Source organism: Arthrobacter sp. CAN_A2 (assembly GCF_015752045.1).
Classification (GTDB): Bacteria; Actinomycetota; Actinomycetes; order Actinomycetales; family Micrococcaceae; genus Arthrobacter_D.
The window spans coordinates 1-1,975 of sequence record NZ_JADOUS010000055.1 but is presented as its reverse complement, the minus strand read 5'-3'; the positions used below and the strand labels follow the sequence as shown (position 1 = coordinate 1,975).

Below are 1,975 nucleotides of genomic sequence, written 5' to 3'. Positions count from 1 at the left end.
ACGCCCCCACGCGGCATCCGAAAGACTACGAGTACGAGACATCCCACCATGATCTCGTTCATCCCACCTCGGGGTTAGGAGACACGCCCTAGGTCGTTCAGGGCGAGCGTGGCGATGATGATCGATACCGCGACGGCGGCCAGGCCCATGTAGAGCCCGGTCAGCATGGCCATCGGTGAACTCGCGTCGGCCAGGAACTTGATCCCGCCGATTCCTCCGACCACCCAGAACAGAGCCACGGCGATGATTGCGATGATGGACGGCAGAGCGCCCTGATTGTTTTTGAGCCAGTGTGCCGGCTGCGCCTTGTTGATCCCCATGAGTGCCATGGTCCAAGTCTCCGGTGACACAATCACCAGGGGAGCGACGGACACGTCCCGGAATGGTCACAGTTCGGGGAGCCTAGGACGGATGTCCCGCACGGCAATTCTCAGGTGGGGGCGCATCCTGCGCCCCAAAATGAGACGGCAGCTCACCGACAGATGGACGGCTTTGAGCTCCACCCTTCGGGCTCCACCCGCCCACAGGTGGATGACCGGCACGACGGGTGCTGCCGATGCCGCCCAAACCTGTCGCAGGCACAAGGGTCGATTTACTGTCCCCCTTGCCGCAAACGGTCCCATTCGTTCTCTCGTGATCCATGGGTTCCAGTGTGGACTGGGTTCTGGTGTACCCCGCCACGCAGATGAGGAGGCTGTGCACATCCACCGCTCGCTCGAGGTGCACTGTTTCGTGTCGGTGGCCTGGTGGGTGTGTGCGGGCGGGCCTTGGTTCCTGCTGTCCATCTGGGTGCGGGACAAGCAGCGAAGCGTGGGGAGCTTGTGCCGTGCCCCTATGGTCAGGAGGCGCACGACCCCTTGTCGCCCGTGTCACCTGGGATGCCTGAACGATGACCAGCGCATCCCAAGCGCCAGGGGTCAGTGCGACCATCACCGTTCGGGCGCCAGGATCTCCTGAAGCTTCTGAAACTTGTCGTTTCTCGAAGTCCTCTGCACGACAAGCCGCGGGGTTCCGGCTTCCGTGCAGGCGAGTGTGAGCATCCGTGTCTCGTACTCGCCTGCACCAAACTGCAGTGTGACCTGGAGGAAGCCAGGCTTATCCAGGTTGAGTGTTCTGGGGCGTGCCCGTAGTCGAGAGCAAGCTGTCGTAGGGGATGACTGTAGGAATCTCCCTGGTATCGGCGGGCAGACTCTCAACAAGGGCATGCAACATGCTCTCCCCGTCAGGATCAGCCTCGGGCTTCTGACCAGATCCGGCGCGGAGATAGGCGTACACGGTTTCGCGGCTGATGCCGTACTCGCGGGCCAGTACCGGGAGAACGCCGCCGCATCGATGAGACTGATCGACCCGAGGGACTTCGCGGAATGCTGGATGATCCTCCTCCAAGGATCAGTCGTCGCCGCCCTGGGAACGGGGTACACCTCGCCCGGCAGGATCAAGAAACTCGGGCAACTGCTCATTGCGAGCCATACGCCGAAGTCGGGGTGACGTCAGCCCTGGGATGTTGGTGCGGTCCCGTCCCGCCCATTCAAGTGGGATAGGAGTGCGATGACGCCGCAGGGTCCGACAGGACCCCCACCTCTGGCACCGGGCGGGTAGGACCCCTGATGTGGGGCTGTGACTGTGACTCGGGCTCGGCTCGGGGGCGCGGGGGTCAGAGGATGGATCCCAGGTCGGATCCTGTTGATGGGTACACCGCGGTGGCTGATCTGAGTTGACGTGTTGTCAGGCCGTTTTTCATGGCGACGCTGATGGTGTTCGCCAGTGCCGTGTAGCCGCTGCCGAAGAGATGGGCGCCGACGATGAGGTCGGTGCGCCGGTCGACCAGGATCTTGGTTGCGCCGGCGGTTTCTCCAATGCGGTAGTTCGAATACCACCGACTCGTGTCGGTGTAGCGGACCTCGATGTCCAGGCCGCTGGCGTGGGCTTCCGGTTCGAGCATGCCCAGGCGGACGAGTTCGGGGATGGTGAAGAC

2 protein-coding genes and 1 pseudogene are annotated in these 1,975 nt (G+C 63.0%); 1 reads left to right on the top strand and 2 read right to left on the bottom strand.

Annotated elements, in window-relative coordinates; translation table 11 throughout:
- Window positions 1-74: 74 nt before the first annotated feature.
- Window positions 75-329: a hypothetical protein gene (locus tag IWX63_RS16535; RefSeq protein WP_199279241.1), complete on the bottom strand. Its 255-nt coding sequence runs from the start codon at window positions 327-329 to the stop codon at window positions 75-77.
- Window positions 330-1,203: 874 nt separating this feature from the next.
- Here IWX63_RS16535 and IWX63_RS16530 point away from each other — a divergent pair.
- Window positions 1,204-1,488 (top strand): hypothetical protein, encoded by a 285-nt coding sequence (locus IWX63_RS16530; RefSeq protein WP_199279240.1) that lies wholly within the window; start codon window positions 1,204-1,206, stop codon window positions 1,486-1,488.
- Window positions 1,489-1,654: 166 nt separating this feature from the next.
- Here the strand turns inward: IWX63_RS16530 and IWX63_RS16525 are convergent.
- Window positions 1,655-1,975 (bottom strand): annotated as a pseudogene (locus IWX63_RS16525) (NAD(P)/FAD-dependent oxidoreductase); the annotation flags it as partial.

What these genes read in the sequence shown, in the direction of transcription:
- IWX63_RS16535 (WP_199279241.1), bottom strand. Translation starts at nt 329, where the DNA reads ATGGCACTCATGGGGATCAACAAGGCGCAGCCGGCACACTGGCTCAAA.
- IWX63_RS16530 (WP_199279240.1), top strand. Translation starts at nt 1,204, where the DNA reads ATGCAACATGCTCTCCCCGTCAGGATCAGCCTCGGGCTTCTGACCAGA.